Origin of the sequence: Kitasatospora sp. MY 5-36 (assembly GCF_001182915.1) — a bacterium.
Classification (GTDB): Bacteria; Actinomycetota; Actinomycetes; order Streptomycetales; family Streptomycetaceae; genus Kitasatospora.
Map to the genome: position 1 here is coordinate 1 of NZ_LFVW01001337.1, position 847 is coordinate 847.

The window sequence follows — 847 nt, forward strand, 5'->3', positions numbered from 1 at the left end:
CCAGAACGATCCCACGAAGAAAGGTATGGATGACGTCGGCGTCGAGGTCGTCGATCGCCGTCATGATGGCGCCGAACTCGGCGTAGCACATGTGGGTGTGGATCTGGGTGTCGGCGCGGACGCCGGAGGTGGCCAGGCGGAAGGCCTCGGTGGCCCAGTCCAGGTACGCCGGGCGGGCGGCGGCCCGCAGCGGGAGGGTCTCGCGCAGGGCCGGCTCGTCGACCTGGACGACGGCGGCGCCCCCGGCCTCCAGGTCGACGACCTCGTCGCGCAGGGCGAGGGCGACCTGGCGGGCGGTGTCGGCGAGCGGCTGGTCGTCGCGGACGAAGGACCAGGCGAGCATGGTGACCGGGCCGGTCAGCATGCCCTTCACCGGACGGTCGGTCAGGCCCTGCGCGTAGCGGAACCAGTCGACGGTCATCGGGTGCGGCCGGGAGATGTCCCCGGCGAGGACCGGCGGGCGCACGTACCGGGTGCCGTAGGACTGCACCCAGCCGTGCCGGGTGGCCAGGTAGCCGGTGAGCTGCTCGGCGAAGTACTGGACCATGTCGTTGCGCTCGGGCTCGCCGTGCACCAGGACGTCCAGGCCGGCCTTCTCCTGGTACGCGATGACCTCGCGGACCTCGGCCTCCATCCGCTCCTGGTACGCGGCACCGTCGATCCGACCCGCCGTCAGGTCGGCCCGGGCGACGCGCAGTTCGGTGGTCTGCGGGAAGGAGCCGATGGTGGTGGTCGGCAGCAGCGGCAGGCCGAGCCGGGCGCGCTGGGCCTCGGCCCGCTGCGGGTAGGCCTGGGCGCGGCGGGCGTCCGCGTCGGTGACGGCGGCGATCCGGGCGCGCACCGCCGG

At 73.8% G+C, this 847-nt stretch carries 1 pseudogene; it reads right to left on the reverse strand.

From position 1 onward, the window contains the following. Window positions 1-847: pseudogene (locus AE652_RS42310) on the reverse strand (5-methyltetrahydropteroyltriglutamate--homocysteine S-methyltransferase); the annotation flags it as partial.